The organism is Bacillus silvicola (assembly GCF_050524305.1).
In the GTDB taxonomy this organism is placed as follows: domain Bacteria; phylum Bacillota; class Bacilli; order Bacillales; family Bacillaceae_G; genus Bacillus_A; species Bacillus_A cereus_AT.
In genome coordinates this window covers 902,501-905,000 of record NZ_JBNGVC010000013.1, presented here as the reverse complement: position 1 = coordinate 905,000, position 2,500 = coordinate 902,501, and the positions used below count along the sequence as shown (strand labels likewise).

Genomic DNA, 2,500 nt, shown 5'->3' with positions numbered 1-2,500 from the left:
GACAGGACGGAAAGACCCCGTGGAGCTTTACTGTAGCCTGATATTGAATTTTGGTACAGTTTGTACAGGATAGGCGGGAGCCATTGAAACCGGAGCGCTAGCTTCGGTGGAGGCGCTGGTGGGATACCGCCCTGACTGTATTGAAATTCTAACCTACGGGTCTTATCGACCCGGGAGACAGTGTCAGGTGGGCAGTTTGACTGGGGCGGTCGCCTCCTAAAGTGTAACGGAGGCGCCCAAAGGTTCCCTCAGAATGGTTGGAAATCATTCGTAGAGTGCAAAGGCATAAGGGAGCTTGACTGCGAGACCTACAAGTCGAGCAGGGACGAAAGTCGGGCTTAGTGATCCGGTGGTTCCGCATGGAAGGGCCATCGCTCAACGGATAAAAGCTACCCCGGGGATAACAGGCTTATCTCCCCCAAGAGTCCACATCGACGGGGAGGTTTGGCACCTCGATGTCGGCTCATCGCATCCTGGGGCTGTAGTCGGTCCCAAGGGTTGGGCTGTTCGCCCATTAAAGCGGTACGCGAGCTGGGTTCAGAACGTCGTGAGACAGTTCGGTCCCTATCCGTCGTGGGCGTAGGAAATTTGAGAGGAGCTGTCCTTAGTACGAGAGGACCGGGATGGACGCACCGCTGGTGTACCAGTTGTTCTGCCAAGGGCATAGCTGGGTAGCTATGTGCGGAAGGGATAAGTGCTGAAAGCATCTAAGCATGAAGCCCCCCTCAAGATGAGATTTCCCATAGCGTAAGCTAGTAAGATCCCTGAAAGATGATCAGGTTGATAGGTTCGAGGTGGAAGCATGGTGACATGTGGAGCTGACGAATACTAATAGATCGAGGACTTAACCATATAATATGTAGCAAATGTTATCTAGTTTTGAAGGAATATGCCTTCATAGTTTGGTGATGATGGCAGAGAGGTCACACCCGTTCCCATACCGAACACGGAAGTTAAGCTCTCTAGCGCCGATGGTAGTTGGGACCTTGTCCCTGTGAGAGTAGGACGTCGCCAAGCAAAAACCTAAGTCGTTTCGACTTAGGTTTTTTTGTGTTTATTTTTATTTACCAAATGTCATAATCCATAAATTTAATAATCTTAAAGAAGAAAAAAGATGAAATAGAGAATGTTTAAAATAAATTTTGAACGATAATGCCGTAAAAGGTGATATAGTAATGCGTTTAAATGCCAGTTGAAGGTAAGAATTACCTTTTTATGTTAATCAAGTTTTAGAATGACTCAAAATATTTTACCTTTTATATGAAAACGTTATGTGAAAATAGCTATTCAGTTGTTTTTCACACAACGTTTTTTGTTTTTAAAGGATTTCACATGAGAAAAAATCTATAATTAAGGTAGTTAACATATATTTTTTGATGGGTGTGGGGGATTATGAAGGAAATATGCATGTTATTAGTGGCTGTTATATTATGGGGGATGGCAATTGCGCCAACGAAATGGGCATTAGAATCCATTCAACCATTTACTTTGTTGTTTATTCGTCTTTTCTTTGCGGGTGGAATTTGTATGCTTTTCTCATTTAACGAACTACAAAAAGCGTTTGTACATAAACATATTCCATGGAAAAGAATGAGTTTGTTATCTTTTACTGGTGTAGCTGGATACTTTATGTTCACATCCTACGGTATTTCTTTAACCAGTGGATTGCATGTTAGTATCATAGATGCTGCGTTACCGTTAGTTACAATACTTTTTTCGGCGTTCTTTTTGAAAGAGAAAATTCAGCTGAATTATTGGATAGGTATTATATTAGGGGGTATAGGGGTACTTCTTATTACAATTCCATCTAATAATGTCGATCAAGAGGTGTCTTTAATAGGAGATATCCTTATTTTATTAAGCACTTTCTTATTTGCTTTCTATACGGTATTGTTAAAACAGCCAAAACAGGAACAGTATCTATCAAACAAGGTTTTTACAACATTAACTTTAATTATTGGGGCGTTTATTTTATTACCATTTGCGATGGTAGAAACTTTTTATTATGGATTCCCAAAGGTTGGAACGTGGAAGACTGGACTTAGTGTGGTGTATCTTGTTATTGGGGCAACAATTCTAGCATATTGGTTTTGGAATAAAGCACTAGAGAGAGTTTCTGCATCAGTAAGTGGATTATATTTAAATGCATTACCATTAATAAGTATTGCTGCTTCAATTGTTCTATTAAATGAATTATTAACATGGAGAATAGTAATAGGCGGTGGCTTAGTCTTATTTGGAGTGATATGGGCAGATAAACGTAAATTAATTAATTTATTTATGTTAGGCGATCGAAATATTAAAGAGAATGAAAATTGTTAAGGTTTATAAGTGCATGTATATAATGTTTAATTAAAAGGACATCTTGTATGTAATGAGATGTCCTTTTTTATTATTTTCATTGAAATAGAGAAAGTGAATAGCTGAAATTAATATAGAAAATACCTGTGGAATTATTTTTATTATTAATTGAATAAAAGGTGTTGACGATTAGAGTATA

Annotated in this window: 1 protein-coding gene and 2 rRNA genes (1 of these 3 only partly in view); all 3 read left to right on the top strand. The window is 39.2% G+C overall.

Annotated features, from left to right (window positions below):
* A 23S ribosomal RNA gene (locus tag ACP6L7_RS26750) occupies positions 1-852 on the top strand; it begins 2,070 nt to the left of the window's first position.
* Positions 853-901: 49 nt separating this feature from the next.
* A 5S ribosomal RNA gene (rrf, locus tag ACP6L7_RS26745) occupies positions 902-1,017 on the top strand.
* A gap of 390 nt (positions 1,018-1,407) precedes the next feature.
* Positions 1,408-2,322, top strand: a complete 915-nt coding sequence (locus ACP6L7_RS26740) for a DMT family transporter (protein WP_170961077.1) — start codon at positions 1,408-1,410, stop codon at positions 2,320-2,322.
* Positions 2,323-2,500 lie beyond the last annotated feature (178 nt).

What these genes read in the sequence shown, in the direction of transcription:
- ACP6L7_RS26740 (WP_170961077.1), top strand. Translation starts at nt 1,408, where the DNA reads ATGTTATTAGTGGCTGTTATATTATGGGGGATGGCAATTGCGCCAACG.